Here is a 20731-nt window from a genome sequence, read left to right as displayed (position 1 = left end):
ATGGCGCTTTTCCAGTTGCACCATGCGTATCCTCAATCTCTCCGCTTACCAGTTCGCCACGCTCGACAAGACCGCCGAGTGGCGTCCGCTCGTGCTCGAGCGCTGCCAATCGCTCGATTTGCGGGGCACGATCCTGCTCGCGCCGGAAGGCATCAACCTGTTCGTTGCCGGCGATGAAGGCAACGTGCGCGCCTTCATGGACTACATCAATCACGATCCGCTCTTCGAGGGCAAGTTCGCGACGCTGCGGTTCAAGGAAAGCCTCTCGGAAACGCGGCCCTTCAACCGCATGCTCGTGCGCCTGAAGCGCGAAATCATCACGATGAAGAAGCCCGCGATCCGTCCCGAGGAAGGCCGCGCGCCTTCGGTGGCGCCCCTCGTGCTCAAGGAGTGGCTCGACCGCGGCTTCGACGACGAAGGCCGCCCCGTCGTCATGCTCGACACGCGCAACGCGTTCGAAATCGACGTCGGCACGTTCGACAAGGCGCTCGACTACCGCATCGACAAGTTCAGCGAATTCCCCGGCGTGATCGAGGCGAACCGCGCCGACCTCGAAGGCAAGACGGTCGTATCCTTCTGCACGGGCGGTATTCGCTGCGAAAAGGCGGCCATCCACATGAAGGAAGTGGGCATCGAGCGCGTGTACCAGCTCGAAGGCGGCATTCTCAAGTACTTCGAGGAAGTGGGCGGCGCGCACTACAACGGCGACTGCTTCGTGTTCGACCAGCGCACCGCGCTCAATCCGCAGCTCGAACCGACGGACACCGTGCAGTGCTTCGCGTGCCGCGCCGTCGTGACGCCGCAGGAGCAGGCTTCGCCGCTTTACGTGGTCGGCAAGAGCTGCCCGGCGTGCCATCCGGAGCGCGCGGGCGCGACGGATGCAGCGGCTCAGGCTGCCGCTTAAGCCACGCGCGTGAGCGCAACGCCGCAAGGGTATCGCGGGCGCTTCGCGCCCTCGCCCACTGGCCCGCTGCATCTCGGCTCGCTCGTTTCGGCGCTCGCGAGCTGGCTCGACGCGCGGGCGCACGGCGGCGCCTGGCTCGTGCGCGTGGAGGACATCGACGGCCCGCGCACCGTGCCGGGCGCAGCCGAAGACATTCTCGCGACGCTTGCGGCCTTCGGCTTTCACGCCGACGAGCCGCCCGAATGGCAGAGCCGCCGCACCGGTCTTTATCGCGCGGCGCTCGACCGGCTGATCGCCTCAGGCCACGTCTACCCGTGCGGCTGCACGCGCAAGGAAATCGCCGATTCGCAACTGCGCATGCACCAGCGCAACACCACGCTGATCTATCCGGGCACCTGTCGCGACGGCCTGCACGGTAAGCCCGCCCGCGCGTGGCGGCTGCGCGTGCCTGACGAAGACGCTGTTGACGAACCTGCGGGCGCAGCCGCCAATCCCGCACTGATCCGCTTCGACGATCGCTGGCAAGGCCCGCAGCACCAGAACCTCGCGACCGAAGTCGGTGATTTCGTGCTGCTGCGCGCGGACGGCCAGTGGGCCTACCAGCTCGCCGTCGTCGTGGACGACGCCGACCAGCGCATCACACACGTGGTGCGCGGCGCGGACCTGCTCGACTCGACGGCGCGGCAAATCTGGCTCCAGCAGTGTCTTGGCGTGCCGACGCCCGCGTATCTGCATGTGCCGGTCGTCACGAACGCGGATGGGGAAAAGCTGTCGAAGCAGACCGGGGCGCAGGCGCTCGACGCGTCACGCCCGCTGGAAACGCTGATGGCCGCCGCACGGCACCTGGGCCTCGAATTGCACGATCCCGCGCCCGCGACGCTCGCAGCGTTCCAGCTGGCCGCGATCGACGCGTGGAAGCGGCGGCTCGTGCAATTGCCAGCCGCATAAACAAAAACGGCATGCCGCCAGGAGCGACATGCCGTTTTTTGCGTCGCGCGATTCTTTCGCGCTCGAACTCAGCTCGAAGACGACGTCGGCTTGTTGCGCCACGACGACCCGAGGCCGCCCAGCAGCGCCGCGAGCGGCTGCTTCGATTGCTGCTTCTGCGGCGCGGCGTTCGCGGGCTTGTCTTCCACCTTGCTGCGCGCGCTCGCCGAAGGCTCGTAGGGCTTCAGGAAAAAGTCGTCGATCGGCTGCGAACGATGGTGATGCGGGCGCTCGAACGAGGCCGCGCGGCGGTGCGTGCCGCGCTCGCCACGTTCACCGCGGCCTTCGCGGCTTTCATAGCCGTCGCGCTCGCGGCGCCGGCCGCCACCCTCGTGATGCGCCACCGGCACGTCGACCACGAGGCGCTCCACGGTCAGCGGGCGCTTGATGAGCTTCTCGATATCGGCGAGCTGCTTCTTCTCGTTCGGGCTGCACAGCGACAGCGCGTCACCCGAGGCGCCTGCACGGCCGGTGCGGCCGATCCGGTGCACGTAGTCTTCGGCGTTGAACGGCAGGTCGAAGTTGATGACGGCGGGCAGTTCGGCAATATCGAGGCCGCGCGCGGCCACGTCGGTCGCCACGAGCGCTTCGATTTCGCCGCGCTTGAAGGCGTCGAGCGCCTGCATGCGCTCGCTCTGCGTGCGGTCGCCGTGGATCGCGGCCGCGACGATGCCCTGCTTTTCGATCTGGCGCGCAAGACGGCTCGCGCCGATCTTGCTGTTGCAGAACACGATCACCTGCTTCAGGCCCCGCTCGCGGATCAGTTGAACGACCGCGCCGGTCTTGTCGCCCTCGGCGACTTCGTACACCACCTGGGTGACATTGGTCGCGGTGGAGTTGCTGCGCGCCACCTCGATGGTCTGCGGCGTGCGCAGATAGGTCGCGGCAAGCTTCTTGATCTCGCCCGAGAACGTGGCCGAGAACAGCAGCGTCTGGCGCTCCTTCGGCAGCAGGTTCAGGATGCGCTGCAGGTCGGGCAGAAAGCCCATGTCGAGCATGCGGTCGGCTTCGTCGAGCACGAGCATCTGCACCTGACCGAGGCTCGTGGTCTTCTGCTGCACGTGGTCGAGCAGGCGGCCTGGCGTCGCGATCAGGATTTCCACGCCGCGGCGCAGCTCGTCGGACTGCGGATTCATGTCGACGCCGCCGAACACCACCGCGCTGCGCAGCGGCGTGTGCTGCGCGTAGGTGCGCACGTTGTTGGCGACCTGGTCGGCCAGCTCGCGCGTCGGTGTGAGAATCAGCGCGCGCACGGGATGCCGTGCGGGCGAGGCGCTCGTGCTCGCCAACGGCAAGAGGCGTTGCAGGATCGGCAGCGAGAAACCCGCCGTCTTGCCCGTGCCAGTCTGCGCTGCAGCCAGCACGTCGCGGCCCGTGAGCACCACGGGAATCGCCTCCGCCTGGATCGGCGTGGGCGTCGTGTAGCCCTGCTCCTTGATGGCCCGGAGGATTTCGGGGGCCAGACCAAACTGGTCAAAGTTCGCAATGCTGGGCGTGACGGCTGTGTCGGACATGGTGGCTTCGCTATAAAGGCGCTATTCGCGCAAGGCGCGGAAGCGCCTCAAATGGTCACTGCTGGGCATTGCAGGTCGATGCAAAGGCGCCGGACAACACGTCAGGCGCCCTCCTGCGACGGGCGGAACACACGCCCGCGAGGGCTTCCCGGCAAACGGATGGCCCGGGATGGCCCGTGGGACGACGAGACAATCTGCCGGGGACGGGGCGCTGGCTGCATCGCCGCGCTCGCTCGGGTTCAACCCAGCCAGACTCGCTCGATTCCAGATGGTTCCGGCGCCGTCCTCGTCTCTTGACGCGCGTGCGCACCGGATGTGTCAAAACGGCTCGATCGACCGTTCAGGCCGATCCAGCAAGCCTCGGGGCGGCTTGCTGCGTGCTTGCTGCCCGCTTGCTGCGTGCCTGCTGCCGGCGATCTGCCCCCCTCTGCGGCAGGCGCAAAGGGCCGAAAGGCCGGTATTGTAGCACCTTGGCATAAATCCCTATGGCAGCGGGCCATGCGTTCTGCAACATGGCGCACGGGAAATCCCCGCGCGCCATGCGGCGCAGAATCGCACCCTTTTTTCGCCAGCCCGCTGCACCCTGCTCACCACGTCTCGCGCATCACCATCAGCCGCAGTTCGGTCATATCCTCGATCGCGTAGCGCACGCCCTCGCGCCCGAGGCCCGAGTCCTTCACGCCGCCGTACGGCATGTTATCGACGCGAAATGACGGAATGTCGTTGATCACCACGCCGCCCACGTCGAGCCCGTCCCACGCGCGATGCGCGTTGGCGAGCGAATCCGTGAAGACGCCCGCCTGCAGGCCGAAATCGCTGTCGTTGACGATGTCGAGCGCTTTGCCGAAGTCGTCGAAACGCTCGAGGATCGCGACCGGCCCGAACGCCTCCTTGCGGTAGAGGTCGGTGTCGCGGCGCACGTCTTCGAGCAGCGTGGCCTCGAACATCGCGCCGTCCACCTTGCCGCCCGCGACGATCTTCGCCCCCGCGAGCACCGCGCTCTCCATCCAGCCCGCCAGACGCTTCGACTCGGACTCCGAGATCATCGGCCCGACGAAGGTTGTCTCGTCCTTCGGGTCGCCCATCTTGAGCGTCTTGACCTTGGCGATGAGCTTGTCGCGCAGCGTCTCGTAGATCGACGCGTGCACGAGAATGCGCTGCACGCCGATGCAGCTCTGCCCCGACTGGTAGTACGCGCCGAACGCCAGCCGGTCGACGACGTAGTCGAGCTTGCCGCCCTGATCGCCGTCGACGATAGCCGCCGCATTGCCGCCCAGCTCCAGCACCACCTTCTTCTTGCCGGCCTTCTTCTTGAGGTCCCAGCCCACTGCGGGCGAGCCCGTGAACGAAAGCAGCTTGAAGCGCTCGTCGGTGGTGAAGAGGTCGGCACCGTCGCGGTGCGCGGGCAGGATCGAGAACGCACCCTTGGGCAGGTCGGTTTCCGCCAGCACCTCGCCGATGATGAGCGCCCCCACCGGCGTGCGGCTCGCGGGCTTCAGCACGAACGGCACGCCCGCGGCGAGCGCCGGCGCGACCTTGTGCGCCGCCAGATTGAGCGGGAAATTGAACGGCGAGATGAACGAGCACGGTCCGATCGGCACACGCTTCACGTAGCCGTGATAGCCCTTCGCGCGCGCCGAAATCTCGAGATTGACGATCTCGCCGTCGATGCGCACGCTCTCTTCGGCGGCCACGCGGAACGTGTCGATCAGGCGCGTGGCCTCGCCGCGCGAGTCGTTGATCGGCTTGCCCGCCTCGATGCACAGCGCCATCGCCAGCTCGTCGAAGCGCTCGCGAAAGCGCGCCACGCAATGATCGATCACGGCCTGGCGCTTGTATGGCGGGAACGCACGCATGGCGGGCATGGCGGCTTCGGCCGCCGCAATGGCCTGGTCGATCGCCTTCGCGTCGGCGAGCGCGACGCGCGTGGCGACTTCGCCGCTGTATTTGTCGGTGACCTCGAGGTCGGTATTGGCGGCAACGGCCTCGTTGGCCAGATAGTACGGATAAGTCGGTTTGAGCATGACGGGTTCTCCGTAAGTGCGGCGTCAAAGCTGCGCGCTCAGGCGCTTGATGTCGCGATTGAGCACGCGCTCGTTGTCCGAATAGTCGATGGGCACGTCGATCACGTGCACGCCCGGCTGCGCGAGGCACTGCTCGACGAGCGGCTTGAGTTCGTCCGCCGAGCCCACGCGATGGCCATGCGCGCCATAGCTCTGCGCATAGTCGACGAAATCGGGGTTCTGCAGCGTCATCCCGTAATCGGGGAAATTCATGTTTTCCTGCTTCCAGCGGATCATGCCGAACGCGTCGTCGCGCAACAGCAGCACGACGAGATCGAGCTTCAGGCGCACCGCCGTCTCCAGTTCCTGCGAATTCATCATGAAGCCGCCGTCGCCACACACCGCCACGACCTTGCGCTGCGGATGCACGATCTTCGTGGCGATGGCCGAGGGCAGCCCCGCGCCCATCGAGGCGAGCGCGTTGTCGAGCAGGATCGAGTTGGGCTCACGTGCGCGGTAGTAGCGCGCGAACCAGATCTTGTACATGCCGTTGTCGAGACACAGGATGCCATCGTCGGGCATCGCGCCGTAAACGTCGTGCACGAGCCGCACCGGGTACATGGGAAAGCGCTCGTCATGCTGGCCTTTGGCGAGATGCGCCTCGAAATGGCGCTTGATCTCCTCGAAGCGCGCGAAGTCCCACGCGTGCTCGCGCGGTTTCAGGCTCTCCTTGAGCTGCCACACGGCGTTGGCGATGTCGCCCACCACCTCGATCTGCGGGAAATAGACGGGGTCGATTTCCGCGCCGAGAAAATTCACGTGGATGACGGTTTTTTCTTCAGCGCTGCGCATGAAGAACGGCGGCTTTTCGATCACGTCGTGGCCGACGTTGATGATGCAGTCGGCGTGCTCGATCGCGCGGTGCACGAAGTCGCCGTCCGACAGCGTGGCGTTGCCGAGCCAGAGCGGATGCGACTCGTCGATCACGCCCTTGCCCATCTGCGTGGTGAAAAACGGGATGCCGGTTTCGTCGACGAATTCGCGCAACACGTTGCGCGTGGTCTTGCGATTGCCCCCCGCGCCGATCATGAGAAGCGGATGGCGCGCCTTGCAGATCGCCCCGACCGCGTGCGCGACGGCCTTTTCCTCGGCCACGGGCCGGCGGCTGAAGCTCTTGGGAATGGGCTTGCCGTCGCCCTCTTCGTCGGCCACGTCTTCGGGCAGCTCGAGATGCACGGCGCCGGGCCGCTCCTGCTCGGCCTGGCGAAACGCCTCGCGCACGAGCGCCGGAATGTTGCCGATGGAGACGATCTGACGCGCGTACTTGGTGAGCGGCTCCATCATGCGCACCACGTCGACGATCTGGAAGTGGCCCTGCTTGCTCGACTTGATGGGCTTCTGGCCCGTGACCATCAGCATGGGCATGCCGCCGAGCTGCGCGTAGGCCGCGGCCGTCACGAAGTTGGTGGCGCCGGGTCCGAGCGTGGCCAGACACACGCCGGTGCGGCCCGTCAGCCGTCCGTAAGTGGCGGCCATGAAGCCCGCGGCCTGCTCGTGGCGCGTGACGATCAGACGAATCTTCGAGCGCCGCAGCGATTCGAGCAGATCGAGGTTCTCTTCCCCTGGAATACCGAACACATACTCGACGCCTTCTGCTTCGAGCGCCTTCACGAACAGATCCGATGCTTTCATCGACCACCTCGCTGGCAAGAGCGTGGCCGGCGCGCGGGCGGCAGCCGGCCTTCGCGAACAGGCCGTCAGGTTACTACCGCGAGGCGCAATGCGTCGTGAAGCGTGCGTTCGGCGTCAGCGCATGAGCGTCGCGCAGCCCGAGAGCACCGGCTTCGAACTCGCGTCGGAGGTGACGTCGTAGAGATCGGCGCCGGGTCCCTTGGTCCACCACGTGTAGCGATCGGCGACGTACTTCACGCCCGAAGCCGCGATCACGCCGACGAAAAGGAGCTTGCGGCCTTTCACCGGCACGAGCGCGAAGCTCTGGCCGTTGGCCGCGTTCAGATAGGTGACCTTGAAGGTCTTGCTGTTGGCGCAGGTGTAGCTGAACGTATGGCGCGACTGCACCTGGATGTCACGCACTTCGAGCGGGGCCGCCGCGTTCGCCGCGCTCACGTGGAGCGCGGCGGCGAGACCGCACGCTGCCGCCAACCGGATTGCACCGCTTCGAGCATCGATCATCGTGTTCTCCGTGGGTTGCGTTGGCGCCGCGCTATACGCTCACTGCGCGCTCACTGCGCGCTCACTGCGCAGCGTCGCCCGGCACGGGGCGCACCGCCGCAGCCGCTTCGCGAGCGCGCGAGCGGGCCTCGTCGGTGTCGGCGCCCGTGGCGAGCGCGACGCCCATGCGGCGCTTCACGAAGCTTTCGGGCTTGCCGAACAGGCGCAGGTCCGCGCCCGGCACGGCCAGCGCCTGCGCCACGCCTTCGAATGCGATGCCGCGTGCGTCCATGCCGCCGTAGATCACGGCCGAGGCGCCCGGACCGCGCGCCGTCGTATCGACGGGCAGGCCGAGAATCGCGCGCGCATGCAGTTCGAACTCGGAGAAGCGCTGCGACGCGAGCGTGACGAGCCCCGTGTCGTGCGGGCGCGGGCTCACTTCCGAGAACCACACCTCGTCGCCGCGCACGAACAGCTCGACGCCGAAGAGACCGCGGCCGCCCAGCGCCTCGGTCACCTTGTGGGAGATTTCGCGCGAGCGCTCGAGCGCCTTCGCGCTCATCGGCTGCGGCTGCCACGATTCGACGTAGTCGCCGTCCACCTGGAGGTGGCCGATCGGATCGCAGAAATACGTCTGCACCTGGCCGCTCGCCGGGTCGATGGCGCGCACGGTGAGCTGCGTGATTTCATAGTCGAAGTGGATAAAGCCCTCGACGATCACGCGACCGCGATTCACGCGGCCGCCCGCGAGCGCATAGTCCCAGGCGCGCTCGACATCGGCGTCGCTGCGCACGACCGATTGCCCCTTGCCCGACGACGACATCACCGGCTTCACCACGCACGGATAGCCGACCTTGGCGACGCCCGCCTTCAGCTCGTCGAGCGAATCGGCGAACGCGTAAGGCGAGGTGGCGAGGCCGAGCTCCTCGGCGGCGAGGCGGCGAATGCCCTCGCGGTTCATCGTGAGCTGCGCGGCGCGCGCGGTGGGGATCACCTCGGCGACACCCTCGGCCTCGACGGCGGCGAGCGCGTCGGTGGCGATCGCTTCGATTTCGGGCACGACGAGATGCGGGCGTTCGGCGTCGATGAGCGCGCGCAGCGCCTTGGGATCGGCCATGTCGATCACGTGCGCGCGATGGGCGACCTGGTGGCCGGGCGCGTTTTCGTAACGATCGACGGCGATCACCTCAACGCCGAGACGTTGCAGCGCGATGATCACTTCCTTGCCAAGCTCGCCCGCGCCGAGCAGCATGACACGGGTGGCGGAAGCGGAAAGCGGCGTGCCGATGCGGGGGCGGGTTTGCATGATGTCTCCAGAATGGCGGTATGGCGCAAATGCGTAAGAGCGCCGATGTTAACACGCGGCCCTGCCGCGGCGCGGCGCTTTGGCGCGTCGGCGGCCGCCCGCTTCCAGCACGGCGCACGCACGTTTGCGCTCGCATGCTGCAGCGCGGTGCGTTACGCTTACGCCTTCGTCGATTACGAGGAACGATGCGATGCCTATTAGCCAGACGGCGAGCCAGACGCCGATCCAGGCACCGAGCCAGAGCCCGCGCATGACCATGCGCCAGCGCCCGCGCCCTGCCCGAGGCGAATTCGCGCGAAAGCTGGCCTCGCGCACGGCGATGCTCGCTGCGGCCCTGCTGGTGTGCGCGTGCAAGCTGCCCGTGCACACGGACGCCTCTGCGCCGCTGCCCGATCCGTTCAACCCCGCCACGACGCAGCTGCTCGACAACACGCACTGGCAGCTCGCGGAATGGAAGCGCGCCGACGGCACGATGCGCGCCCTGCCGGGCGGCCACGCCGATGCCGGCAACATCGAAAACCCCGACGCTCGCCCCATTACGCTCGACCTCTCGACCGAGAGCGGCCAGCGCCGCGCAAGCGGCTTTTCGGGCTGCAACCGCTATTTCGGCGCCTATACGCTCAAGAACGGCCTGCTCTCGTTCGGCCAGCTCGGCGGCACGCGCATGGCGTGCATCGGCGCGGGCGGCGATATCGAGGGCGCTTATCTGGAAGCGCTCTCGCAAATCGCGCGCTCCGGCGTGCAGATGCGCCATCCGCAATCGCTCTTTCTCGTGCTCGAAAACGGCGACCGCCTGACGTTCGCCGAGCAGGGCGCCGAACCGGGCACGGGCCCGGCCGCGACGCCCGGCGCCGCCTCCGACGCCAAACCGGCGCAGTGAACGCTGCGCGCATGAGCCGCCGCGCCCTTGCCCGGGGCGGCGCTTTTTTTGTTGCGCGCGAACCAAACCGGCGCGCGCCGGGTCTTTGGCGTGTCAGGCGCGCAACGCCTGCCGTGCCGCACGCAACATCGCCCTCAAGTGGATGGCGGCGCGCAGGGGCCGAGCGGTTACACTCCACACGTCGCACACCTTCTCTACGTACATCTTCGGCATGCACACGGTAGTTCCTGGCTGGTTCGGCGTTTCGGCCGTCTGGTTCATCCCCCTGATCTGGCGTCTCGTCAAGTCCGTGCTGCCGGGCGGCGCGGGCCTGCGCGGCCCTGGCACGATCCGTCTATGGCTCGGCTTCGTCGGCGTGCTCCTGGCGAGCTGCGTGCTCGAGGCGACGCTCATCGACATCGCCGGGTTCAACGCATTCGGCCACGCGCTTTCGGGCGGGCTCGGCAAGCTCATCGGCCACGTGGCCGCGCCGCTCGCGATGACGGCGCTTCTCCTCGTGAGCTTGCCGTGGCTGCTCGACTTCCATTGGCGCGAATTCCTCGCGTGGGCGGATATTTCGCTCGGACTCGGCCTGAACATCCGCGCCGCGCGTGACACTGACGACAGCCCGCACCGCGAACGCCGCAGCCGCCGCGCCGCAGCCGAAGAGGGACTGCCCGCACATGGCGCCGCTACCTTCAATCCGCCGATGCCTGGCGACGGCGCGCGGCGCAAACGACCGACGATCTGGCGCCCGCCGGCGCGTGACGCGCGCGAGGGTCGCGATAACCCGCGCGCAGCCGGTGCGATGGCTGCGGGACCTGGCGCAGCGTCGGCCGCTGCCACCGCACAGGACGCGTTTGCCGATGCTGGGGCGTGGCGCGCCGAACCGGGCTTCCGTGGTCCCGCCGATCCCGCCGCGGCGTGGGCGCGCACCGAACCGACCGCGACCGCCGACTGGCTGCGCGGCACGCGTGCGCCGGGGCAAACGCCGCCTGCGGGTGCGTCGCGAGCCCCGATGGAGCCGCCACGCGCGCCGTTGCAGCCAGCAGCCGCGCCGCTCGGCGACGGGCGCCGCCAGCCGGTGCGCGGTGCGAGCGCAGTGCAGGACGTGGCGCCTGCGCAAGGGGTGCAGGGCATCCCTGCGCAGCCGAATGCCCCGTGGCGGACGCAGACGCCTCAAACGCGACCGGCCATGGCCGCCGCGATGACGGGCGCGGCAGCGCGCACGGCTTCGGCTTCCGCGGTGGTGCATGGTGCGCCGCTCGCGGCCGGTGCCGCCGCAGCCGCCGCCGCCGCGCGCAGTGCCGCGTTCGGCACGACACCGCCACCGCCCGATCCGCTGACTTCGCCGTTCGCACAACCCGTCATGCCGCGCCGCACGGCGCCGCCGCCTGCGGCAGGCAGCACGGCCGCGCGCGCCGCGGCCGCCGCACCGCCGCGCGTCGCGAAGCCACCGAAACCCTACGTCTGGCAAGGGCAGCCCGCGCGCGTGAACCCTCGCCCGCCCATGAGTGCGCCGCGCACGGCGCCGTTCGGCATGCATCCAGCCGAAACGCCGCCCGCGACGCCCGCCTACTCGCGCCTCGCGCCCACCAGCGCACCGCAGGCGCAGGCGCCGCTCTCGACGAGCGTGCTCGAAACATTGCGCTCGATCGAAGAGAACGCCGCGCGCTGGACCACCCTCGCCGGCGCGAGCCTCGCACGCCGCACCCTGGACGAAGCGGGTACGCTCGCGGGCGAGGAACACACGCACGCGCAATTCCCGAGCGCATCGCCGGACATCGCGACGGCGGCGCTGCCGGTGATGCCTTCGGCCGCGTCGCTGGAAACGACGTCCGCTCCGGTCGCGCTGTCGGACGGTGACTACCTTTCGCCAAACCCGGCTGGGCAATCGTTCGTGGAAATGCACGCCTCGCCGCAACCGGGCGACACGACGCCGGGCGCGACGCCCGCTGCCCCCTACCCTGCCGCGCCTCAGAACGCGGCATCGTCCGAGCCGAATTCGGCCAGCGTCGGCTACATGGCTGCGCCGACTGCCTGGCAACCGATTGCTGAGCACGTGGACGAAGCCACGCACGGCGCCTCGAACGAGGCGACGCGCATCGAGCCGGTGCAAGCTGCGGCGGAGGAAGCCGCAACGCCTTCGACGTGGCCGACACTGGATCACGGCATGCCGTGGATCCTGCTCGACGACGAACCGTCGGCTGCCGCCCCCGCCGAGACGCACACTGCCGAACCGTTCTTCACGTTCAGCCCGTCGACGGTGCAGGAGCAGGTGCGTGCGCCTGCGCCCGCAGCGGCTTCTCCCGTTGTGGCACCGGCGCCAGTGTCAGTGCCCGCAGCGACGCAAACGCCGGGCGCGGCAGACGCGCAGGCCGAGCAACCCGCTCCGACCGAAGCGCACGCTGCGCACGAAGCACACGACCCGCTCGACACAGCGGCCGCGTCGAACATCGTGCACTCCCCCCGCATCGCTCCCGAGACGCAGCCCGACGCCGCCGCGACGCCTGCACATGTCGCGCCGACGGTTACGCATGCGGCTCCCGCGACGCCGTTCGACGCAGCGCCTTCGCCGGTGGCAGAGCAGAAGGCGAGCGAGTCTTTCGCGCCCGTCGCGCACAGCGAATCCGCCAGCGTCGATGCATACCCTGCGTCGATGGACGAAGCGCAAGGGGTTGCGAACGAAACGGCTGAAGCGTTGCCGGCACCTGACGCGCCGGCGACTCAAGCAACGCCTTTTGACGCGACGCCCCTGTCCGCAGTGCAAGCGCCGGCACCCGCACCCGCAGCAACGCCGCCGTGGGTTGCCGAAACGCCGAAGCAAAGCTGTCCCGCACCGGCCGAGGCCACGCTCACGCCGACTCCCTCGCAGCCCGCGACGCCGGTTGCCACCCCGATCGCGGCGCCCTACCCCGCCATCGCGACCGAACCCGGCGCGGCGAGCCCCGACTTCGAGTCCGCACCCGAAGCAATCGAAGCCATAGAAGCCCCCGAGGCGGTCGAAGCTCCCGAGCCCGCAGTCCAGCGCGCTCCCGTGCGCGGCCACGCGCCCACGTCCTTCGTGTTCGAGCCGCTCAGCGCATCGGCGGTCGAACTGCCGGGGCTCGATCTGCTCGAGCGCGCATCGTCCGAGATCGAGCCCGTCTCCGAGCAGAAGCTCGCCGAAACGAGCCAGCTCATCGAGCAGCGTCTTCAGGAGTTCAAGGTCCCCGTGACCGTGGTCGGCGCCTCGGCGGGCCCGGTCATCACGCGCTTCGAAGTGGAACCCGCGCTCGGCGTGCGCGGCAGCCAGATCGTCGGCTTGATGAAGGATCTCTCGCGCGGCCTCGGCCTCACGTCGATCCGCGTGGTCGAAACGATTCCCGGCAAGACCTGCATGGGCCTCGAATTGCCGAACGCCCGCCGCCAGATGATCCGCCTCTCGGAAATCCTCGAATCGGCGCCGTACCACCGCTCGCAGTCGAAGCTGACGATCGCGATGGGCAAGGACATCGTCGGCCATCCGATCGTCACCGATCTCGCCAAGGCGCCGCACATGCTCGTGGCGGGCACGACCGGTTCGGGCAAGTCGGTCGCGATCAACGCGATGATCCTCTCGCTGCTCTACAAGGCGACACCCGAGGACGTGCGGCTCATCATGATCGACCCGAAGATGCTCGAGCTTTCCGTGTACGAAGGCATCCCGCATCTGCTCGCGCCGGTCGTGACCGACATGAAGCTCGCCGCCAACGCGCTCAACTGGTGCGTGGGCGAGATGGAGAAGCGCTACCGGCTGATGTCGGCGGTGGGCGTGCGCAATCTCGCGGGCTTCAACCAGAAGATCCGCGACGCGCAAGCCCAGGAAAAGAAGATCGGCAACCCGTTCTCGCTCACGCCCGAAGCCCCCGAGCCGCTCTCGCCGCTGCCGATGATCGTGGTCGTGATCGACGAGCTCGCCGACCTCATGATGGTTGCGGGCAAGAAGATCGAAGAATTGATCGCGCGTCTCGCACAGAAGGCGCGCGCCGCCGGCATCCACCTGATCCTCGCGACGCAGCGTCCTTCGGTGGACGTCATCACGGGTCTCATCAAGGCGAATATTCCGACGCGGGTGGCGTTCCAGGTGTCATCGAAGATCGACTCGCGCACGATTCTCGACCAGATGGGCGCCGAGTCGCTGCTCGGCCAGGGCGACATGCTGTTCCTGCCGCCGGGCACGGGCTACCCGCAGCGCGTGCACGGCGCGTTCGTCGCCGACGAGGAAGTGCACGCGGTCGTGGAGTATCTGAAGCAGTTCGGCGAGCCCGAGTACGTCGAAGGCATTCTCGACGGCCCGGCGGCCGAAGGCGCGCCGCAGGACCTGTTCGGCGACTCGCCCGACGCCGAAGCCGATCCGCTCTACGACGAGGCCGTCGCATTCGTCGTGCGCACGCGGCGCGCGTCGATCTCGTCGGTGCAGCGGCAACTGCGCATCGGCTACAACCGCGCCGCGCGTCTGGTCGAACAGATGGAAACCGCGGGACTCGTTTCGCCGATGGGCATCAACGGCAGCCGCGAAGTGCTCGTGCCGGGCGGCGGCCAGGGCGAATAAGCAAGAAGGCGCGCCTCGCGCCTTCTTTCGTCATCTCAAGCCGTTACTGCGCAACGAACTTGAAATCGACCGGCGAGCCGATATCGATGCGCTTCGGATTCGGCTCGAGCAAACCCGTCTGCTGATCACGCCGGAACACGTAGGCGGTGTCGCTGTTCTGGTTGCCGACGATGAGCCACTGCCCGGTCGGATCGATCGCGAACTCGCGCGGCGACTTGCCGAGGCTCGACTGGCGCCCCACGCGCTTGAGCTTGCCGCTCTCGCCATCGACGGCGAAGATCGAGATGTCGTTGGCGTCACCGCGATTGGAAACGTAGAGGAACTTGCCGTCCGGCGAAAGATGGAGCGCCGCCGCGCCCTGCGTTCCCTCGAAGCCCGGCTCCGCCAGCTTCTCCACTTGTTCCAGCTTCATGTGGCCATCGTGATACGCAAACACCGTCACGGTGGCGGCCAGCTCACTCGTGAGATACGCGTGACGGCCGTCATTGCCGAAGATCAGATGACGCGGACCGCTGCCCGACTTCACATCGGTATAACGCCATTCGGTCGGGCTCACCAGGCCGCGGCTGCCGTCCGGCGTATAGAGATAGGTCCAGAGCTTGTCAGTGCCGAGATCCTGGGTGAAGAGATAGCGCCCATCCGGCGAAAACACCGTCGAGTGCACGTGCGCATTGTCCTGACGCCCCTTCACGGGGCCGCCGCCCTCGTGGTGCACGGTCAGCACGGACTCGCCCAGCTTGCCGTCCTGCTGCACGGGCAGGACGGCGAAGCTGCCGCCCGGGTCGGCCGCAACCGAGTAGTTCGCCACGAAGAGGTAGCGCCCATCCGGCGAGAGGCTCAGGTAGCACGGATCGTTGCCCTGCGCCGACACCTTGTTGAGAAACGTGAGCTGACCGCTTGCGGCATCGAAGCCGAACGCACTCACGTCGCCGCGCAAGCTGGCAGGACCGTTGTCGCCCGGTAGCTCGTTGACTGCGTAGACGAAGCGGTTGTCCTTGCTCACCACGAGAAACGACGGGTTCACCGTCTTCGCCACGCTGACCGGCTGCATGTCGCCCGTCTGCGTATCGAAGTGATAGACGTAGAGGCCCTCGCTCTTGCCGCCCGTATAGGTGCCGACGATCAGGTTGTAGACACCGCCCGCGGGCGCGGTCGTGGAAGCGGATTGCGCGAACGCATGCGTCGCGGCGACGGAAGCCATGATGACAACACCTTTGACGAGCTGGGTAAGGAGATGCGCGGGTCGGCCCTCAGTCCGGCGCGATCGGGAAAGGCTACCTGAACGGGCAGATAAGTGGGCCGATGAGCGGGAGGGCGTAGGCACGGCGTTTGCGGCGGCACGGCGAAGGAACATGTCGACCTCCTTTTTCTTGTCGATGCAGGGGAGCGGGTCGGCCCTCGTCGCAATGCCGACCGTATTCGCCCCGCTTTCGTCTGATACGTGGGACACCGGCCCAGTATAGGAGAGGTCGCGAGCGCCCGCCCCGCAAGCGCGCAGCGGCAAGTCCGGGCCAAAATCGAAGCAGCAACAAGCAACAAAGGCATCCACGCCAAGGTTCGAAACCCGCCGCAACCAGGGAGCCGTCATGAACATTCACGTCGCCATCGGGCCGCTCGTCGCGCTCATCGCAGGCATTCTGATTCTCGCCGTGCCGCGTCTGCTCAATTACATCGTCGCGCTGTATCTGATCATCATCGGGGTCATCGGGCTATTCGGCGTGGGCGGGCATCTGTGACCCGCTCAGGTCGCGCTCGACAGCGTTTGTTGACACAGCCGAGATGAGTATTTGCGCGTGCTGCTGCGCAAAACGCATTGCGCAGGCGGCCCCGCTGCCACTACTCTTGTGCGTGCATGCCGCACCGCTGCGGCAAGCGGCTTTCGTTTTCGAGCAACGCTGTCAATCTGCTTACTATGCCCGCACCCATTGAAGACTACGCATTGATCGGCGACGGCCACACCGCCGCGCTCGTTTCCCGCGCCGGATCCATCGACTGGCTCTGCTGGCCGCGCTTCGACTCCGGCGCCTGCTTTGCCGCCCTCCTCGGCACCGAAGAAAACGGCCGCTGGCTGATCGCGCCCGCGCAGCCCGAAGAGGGCGCGAAAGTCGAGATCAAGACCACGCGCCGTTATCGCGGCGATACGCTGATCCTCGAAACCGACTTCGAAACACCCGAAGGCGCGGTGACGCTCATCGATTTCATGCCGCCCGGCAACGGCTGGTCGGAACTCGTGCGCATCGTCGTGGGCCGGCGCGGCACCGTGCGCATGGAAAGCCAGCTCGTGCTGCGCTTCGACTATGGCTTTTCGGTGCCATGGGTGAGCCGCCTCACTTACGAGAGCGGCATCAAGGCCACGGTGGGCCCGGACACGGTCGTGCTGCGCACGCCCGTGGACCTCCAGGGCGAGAACATGCACACAGTGGCGCAGTTCGACGTGAAGGAAGGCGAGCGCGTGCCGTTCTCGCTTTCGTATGCGGCTTCGCACCTGCGTCTGCCGCCGCCGCGCGACCCGTTCACGGCGCTCGCGCGCACCGAAAACTTCTGGACCGAATGGGCCTCACGCAGCACCGTGGAAGGCCGCTGGGCCGAACCCATCCGCCGCTCGCTCATCACGCTCAAGGCGCTGGCCTACGAGCCCACCGGCGGCATCGTCGCGGCGCCCACCACGTCGCTGCCCGAGCAGCTGGGCGGCACGCGCAACTGGGACTACCGCTACTGCTGGCTGCGCGACGCGACCATCACGCTGCTCGCGATGATGCGCGGCGGCTACTACGACGAAGCCCGCGCCTGGCGCGCCTGGCTGGGCCGTGTGATGGCGGGCTCGCCCTCGCAGTTGCAGATCATGTACGGGCTGGCCGGCGAGCGCCGCCTGCCCGAATTCGAACTCGACTGGCTGCCCGGCTACGAAGGCGCGAAACCGGTGCGCGTGGGCAACAACGCGGTCGGCCAGCTGCAGCTCGACGTGTACGGCGAAGTGATGAACGCGCTGCACCTCGCGCGCGTGGGCGGCTTGCAGGCCGACGACACCGCATGGTCGATCCAGTGCGCGATGCTCGAGCACCTCGAGACGATCTGGACCGAGCCCGACGAGGGCATCTGGGAAACGCGCGGCGGCCGCCAGCATTTCACGTTCTCGAAGGTGATGGCGTGGGTCGCCTTCGACCGCGCGATCAAGTCGGCGGAAAAATTCGAACTGCCGGGGCCGCTCGATCACTGGCGCGAACTGCGCTCGACGATCCACGCGACCATTTGCGAGCGCAGCTTCGACAAGGATCTGAATTCCTTCACGCAGATCTACGGCGGCACCGATCTCGATGCGAGCCTGCTGCTCATGCCGCTGGTCGGCTTCCTGCCCGCGGCGGATCCGCGCATCGCCGGCACGGTCGCGGCGATCGAGCGCGATCTGATGTGTGAAGGTTTTGTGATGCGCTACCGCACCACCGAATTCAACGATGGACTGCCGCCCGGGGAAGGCACCTTCCTTGCGTGCAGCTTCTGGATGGTCGACAACCTGGCCCTGCAAGGCCGCATGGACGACGCACGCCACATGTACGAGCGCCTGCTTTCGCTCGCCAACGACGTGGGATTGCTCGCCGAGGAATATGACCCCATTGCGGGGCGCCTCGTCGGCAACTTCCCGCAGGCGTTCTCGCATGTGGCGCTCGTGCATACGGGCCTGAACCTCATGCGGCACGAACAGGAAATGGCGAAGGAGACGGGGCACCCCGCGGTCGGCGGCGCGTCGGCCGAACCAGCTGTTGCATCCGCATCGTAAATGTTCGAAAGCGCCTGGACGTTTTCGCGAGCTGGGGTACACTAGGGATGCTGCGTTGCACAACAGCCGGGCAAAAACAAGGCCGCCCGCGCCGCCTGGCAACGGGGCAAAACGCGTGTACCGCCTTGCAGCGCGCTTGCAGCCACGAGCTGCGAACGAATGCGGGTCCGCTCGCGCTAAAGCCCTCCGGGCGGCGGCCGATATACAACCTGACTGACCGACCAACCTTGCCGGCCCGCATCTGCTCCGCGCCTCAACCGCGCGCGACCCGGGTGCGAACCGCTCCTTGAAGATGCCGGAGCGCCCATGCTCTATCAAATCCGTGAATTCCAGCGCGCGTTGCTCAGCCCGCTGACCGCCTGGGCCCAGGCCGCCTCGAAATCGTTCTCGAATCCGACGAGCCCGTTTTCACTCGTGCCGGGCGCCACGCGCTTCGCCGCAGGCTACGAACTGCTCTATCGCCTGGGCAAGGACTACGAGAAGCCCGAGTTCAACCTTCGCCAGATCGTGAAGGATGGCTTCAATATTCCGATCGTCGAGCAGACCATCATCGAGAAGCCGTTTTGCCGCCTGCTGCGCTTCAAGCGCTACGCCGACGACACCGGCGCCGTGGCCGCGCTCAAGGACGAGCCGGCCGTGCTCGTGTGCGCGCCGCTCTCGGGCCACCACGCCACGCTCCTGCGCGACACCGTGCGCACGCTGTTGCAGGACCACAAGGTGTACATCACCGACTGGGTCGACGCGCGCATGGTGCCGCTCGAAGCCGGTCCGTTCCATCTCGACGACTACGTTGCGTATATCCAGGAATTCATCCGCCATATCGGCGCGAAGAATCTGCATGTGCTGTCGGTTTGCCAGCCTACGGTGCCCGTGCTCGCGGCCATCTCGCTGATGGCGAGCCGCGGCGAGGACACCCCGCTCACGATGACGATGATGGGCGGCCCGATCGACGCGCGCCGCAGCCCCACCGCCGTCAACTCGCTCGCCACCGAACACTCGCTCGACTGGTTTGCGAACAACGTGATCCATCCCGTGCCGGCGAACTATCCGGGCGAGGGCCGCGAGGTGTATCCGGGCTTCCTGCAGCACGCGGGTTTCGTCGCGATGAATCCGGGCCGTCACACCACGGCGCACTGGGACTTCTACAAGAGCCTGCTGCGCGGCGACGAAGAGGACGCCGAAGCACATCGCCAGTTCTACGACGAATACAACGCGGTGCTCGACATGGCCGCCGAGTATTACCTCGAGACCATCCGCACCGTATTCCAGGAGTTCAGTCTCGCTGAAGGCACGTGGGACGTGGCCGGCGAACGCGTGCGTCCGCAGGACATTCACGACACGGCGCTCTTCACGATCGAAGGCGAGCTCGACGACATTTCGGGCGCGGGCCAGACGCGCGCCGCGCACGATCTGTGCACGGGCATTCCCGAGGCAAACAAGCATCATCTGACTGCCGAAAAATGCGGCCACTATGGCATCTTCTCGGGCCGCCGCTGGCGCACGATCATTTATCCGCAACTGCGCGATTTCATCCGCCAGCACCAGCAGCCCGCCGCCCACACGAGCAAGGAAGCGTCTGCCCGCGGCCGCTCGGCACAGGGCGCTGTCGCCTGACGAAGGCTTGCGCTTCACTCGAGCGCACGCAATCCGCACCGGCAGCAGAATCCGCGCGCCGTCCCAGGACGGCGCGTGGCGTTTGTGGAGCGTGAAACGGCTTTGCGAATTTGCCGCGCGAGTCGTGCGCTATTTGCGCATGAGATACGCGAGCAGCATCTCCGTGTTGAGCTGAATGACTTCCGCGCGTTCGGCAGTCGTGCTGAAGTCTCGACCGAGCGTGGCGTTGAGCGTGTAGCGGTTCGAGACGATGTAGTAGCCCATGCCCGAAAGCGTCACATAGAGTCGCAACGGATCGATGCTCGGGCGGAATAGTCCTGCGGATTCACCGCGCGTGAGAATCGAACCGAGCGTCGCCACGATCGGCGAGATCATCTCGCGAATTCGTGTGGACTTCTGCATATATCGCGCCTCGTGCAGATTCTCGTTGTTCACGAGCCGCAGCAGTTCGGGATTGTCGCGATAGTAGTCCCACACGAAATGCGCGAGCCGCGTGATCGCCTCGACGGGTGCAAGCCCCGAAAGATCGAGGGCGCGCTCGGCTTCATTGAGCGCGCCGAATGCGTGCTCGAGGACCGCCGTGAAGAGTTGCTCCTTGCTGCCGAAGTAGTAATAGAGCATGCGCTCATTGGTTTCGGCGCGTCGCGCGATCTGGTCGACGCGTGCGCCGAACAGGCCGCCATTGGCGAATTCTTCCGCCGCGGCGAGCAGAATGCGGCGGCGTGTGCCTTCAGGATCTCTTTTGATTTTTGGCTGATTCATGGTGGCAGGATCTCGTTAAGCCGCGTTGTCCGGTTTACGTTGTCGGGCAATACTGCGCCGGGCCTCTCCTCGCCCTGGTATCGACAACGTTGTGCGGGGCGCGCCAGGTTAATGGACAGACACCCTCCGACCTACGGTCTTGCGTTCCTTCTTGTTTGTTTGATGTCGTTGCGAGCCGACATCGTCCTTCCCCCTGTCTGCCTCTTGCGAAGCACGTTCCTGCCGTGCCCGACATGTACCGCTTACGTCTATTGATTTCCCC

At 67.0% G+C, this 20731-nt stretch carries 13 protein-coding genes and 1 pseudogene; 7 read left to right on the top strand and 7 right to left on the bottom strand.

The window, feature by feature from the left end; genetic code table 11:
• The first annotated feature begins 22 nt into the window (after positions 1 to 22).
• The gene (locus AB3X99_RS11770; protein ID WP_368617005.1) at positions 23 to 904 is read left to right on the top strand and encodes a sulfurtransferase; all 882 of its coding nucleotides are present in this window, start codon (positions 23 to 25) and stop codon (positions 902 to 904) included.
• 9 nt (positions 905 to 913) lie between these two features.
• Entirely contained in the window at positions 914 to 1852 is a 939-nt protein-coding gene (gluQRS, locus tag AB3X99_RS11765) for a tRNA glutamyl-Q(34) synthetase GluQRS (protein WP_368617004.1), read from the top strand.
• A gap of 68 nt (positions 1853 to 1920) precedes the next feature.
• Here gluQRS and AB3X99_RS11760 read toward each other — a convergent pair whose 3' ends face one another.
• The 5 genes from AB3X99_RS11760 to purT all read right to left on the bottom strand — a co-directional run bounded on the left by AB3X99_RS11760 (position 1921) and on the right by purT (position 8886).
• Entirely contained in the window at positions 1921 to 3405 is a 1485-nt protein-coding gene (locus AB3X99_RS11760) for a DEAD/DEAH box helicase (protein WP_368606724.1), read from the bottom strand.
• 587 nt (positions 3406 to 3992) lie between these two features.
• Positions 3993 to 5429, bottom strand: a complete 1437-nt coding sequence (locus tag AB3X99_RS11755) for an aldehyde dehydrogenase family protein (protein ID WP_069265346.1) — start codon at positions 5427 to 5429, stop codon at positions 3993 to 3995.
• Positions 5430 to 5453: 24 nt separating this feature from the next.
• Positions 5454 to 7100 (bottom strand): acetolactate synthase large subunit, encoded by a 1647-nt coding sequence (locus AB3X99_RS11750; protein WP_368617003.1) that lies wholly within the window; start codon positions 7098 to 7100, stop codon positions 5454 to 5456.
• 114 nt (positions 7101 to 7214) lie between these two features.
• A complete protein-coding gene (locus AB3X99_RS11745) occupies positions 7215 to 7601 on the bottom strand; it encodes an MliC family protein (RefSeq protein ID WP_069265348.1) in 387 nt (128 codons plus the stop codon).
• Positions 7602 to 7662: 61 nt separating this feature from the next.
• Positions 7663 to 8886, bottom strand: coding sequence for a formate-dependent phosphoribosylglycinamide formyltransferase (gene purT, locus AB3X99_RS11740; RefSeq protein ID WP_368617002.1), 1224 nt, complete (start codon positions 8884 to 8886; stop codon positions 7663 to 7665).
• A 319-nt stretch (positions 8887 to 9205) separates the two neighbouring features.
• Here purT and AB3X99_RS11735 point away from each other — a divergent pair, with 319 nt between their 5' ends.
• Both AB3X99_RS11735 and AB3X99_RS11730 read left to right on the top strand, forming a co-directional pair.
• The gene (locus AB3X99_RS11735) at positions 9206 to 9766 is read left to right on the top strand and encodes an META domain-containing protein (RefSeq protein WP_368617051.1); all 561 of its coding nucleotides are present in this window, start codon (positions 9206 to 9208) and stop codon (positions 9764 to 9766) included.
• Positions 9767 to 9977: 211 nt separating this feature from the next.
• On the top strand, positions 9978 to 14318 hold the full coding sequence (locus AB3X99_RS11730) for a DNA translocase FtsK (protein WP_368617001.1): 4341 nt from the start codon (positions 9978 to 9980) through the stop codon (positions 14316 to 14318).
• A 43-nt stretch (positions 14319 to 14361) separates the two neighbouring features.
• Here the strand turns inward: AB3X99_RS11730 and AB3X99_RS11725 are convergent, their stop codons facing one another.
• Complete coding sequence (locus AB3X99_RS11725) at positions 14362 to 15519, bottom strand: lactonase family protein (protein ID WP_368617000.1); 1158 nt, start codon at positions 15517 to 15519, stop codon at positions 14362 to 14364.
• Between the two features lie 385 nt (positions 15520 to 15904).
• Here AB3X99_RS11725 and AB3X99_RS11720 point away from each other — a divergent pair, with 385 nt between their 5' ends.
• From AB3X99_RS11720 to AB3X99_RS11710, 3 genes and pseudogenes are all read left to right on the top strand, one after another.
• A complete protein-coding gene (locus AB3X99_RS11720) occupies positions 15905 to 16054 on the top strand; it encodes a DUF3096 domain-containing protein (RefSeq protein ID WP_081771773.1) in 150 nt (49 codons plus the stop codon).
• Between the two features lie 176 nt (positions 16055 to 16230).
• A complete protein-coding gene (locus AB3X99_RS11715; RefSeq protein WP_368607073.1) occupies positions 16231 to 18093 on the top strand; it encodes a glycoside hydrolase family 15 protein in 1863 nt (620 codons plus the stop codon).
• 306 nt (positions 18094 to 18399) lie between these two features.
• Positions 18400 to 19635 (top strand): annotated as a pseudogene (locus tag AB3X99_RS11710) (polyhydroxyalkanoate depolymerase); the annotation flags it as partial.
• Positions 19636 to 19836: 201 nt separating this feature from the next.
• Here AB3X99_RS11710 and AB3X99_RS11705 read toward each other — a convergent pair.
• Positions 19837 to 20469: a TetR family transcriptional regulator gene (locus AB3X99_RS11705; protein ID WP_069265354.1), complete on the bottom strand. Its 633-nt coding sequence runs from the start codon at positions 20467 to 20469 to the stop codon at positions 19837 to 19839.
• Between the last annotated feature and the right edge of the window lie 262 nt (positions 20470 to 20731).

It is taken from the genome of Paraburkholderia sp. BR10882 (assembly GCF_040948855.1).
GTDB lineage: Bacteria > Pseudomonadota > Gammaproteobacteria > Burkholderiales > Burkholderiaceae > Paraburkholderia > Paraburkholderia nodosa_A.
This window is presented reverse-complemented; position numbering and strand designations above follow the sequence as displayed.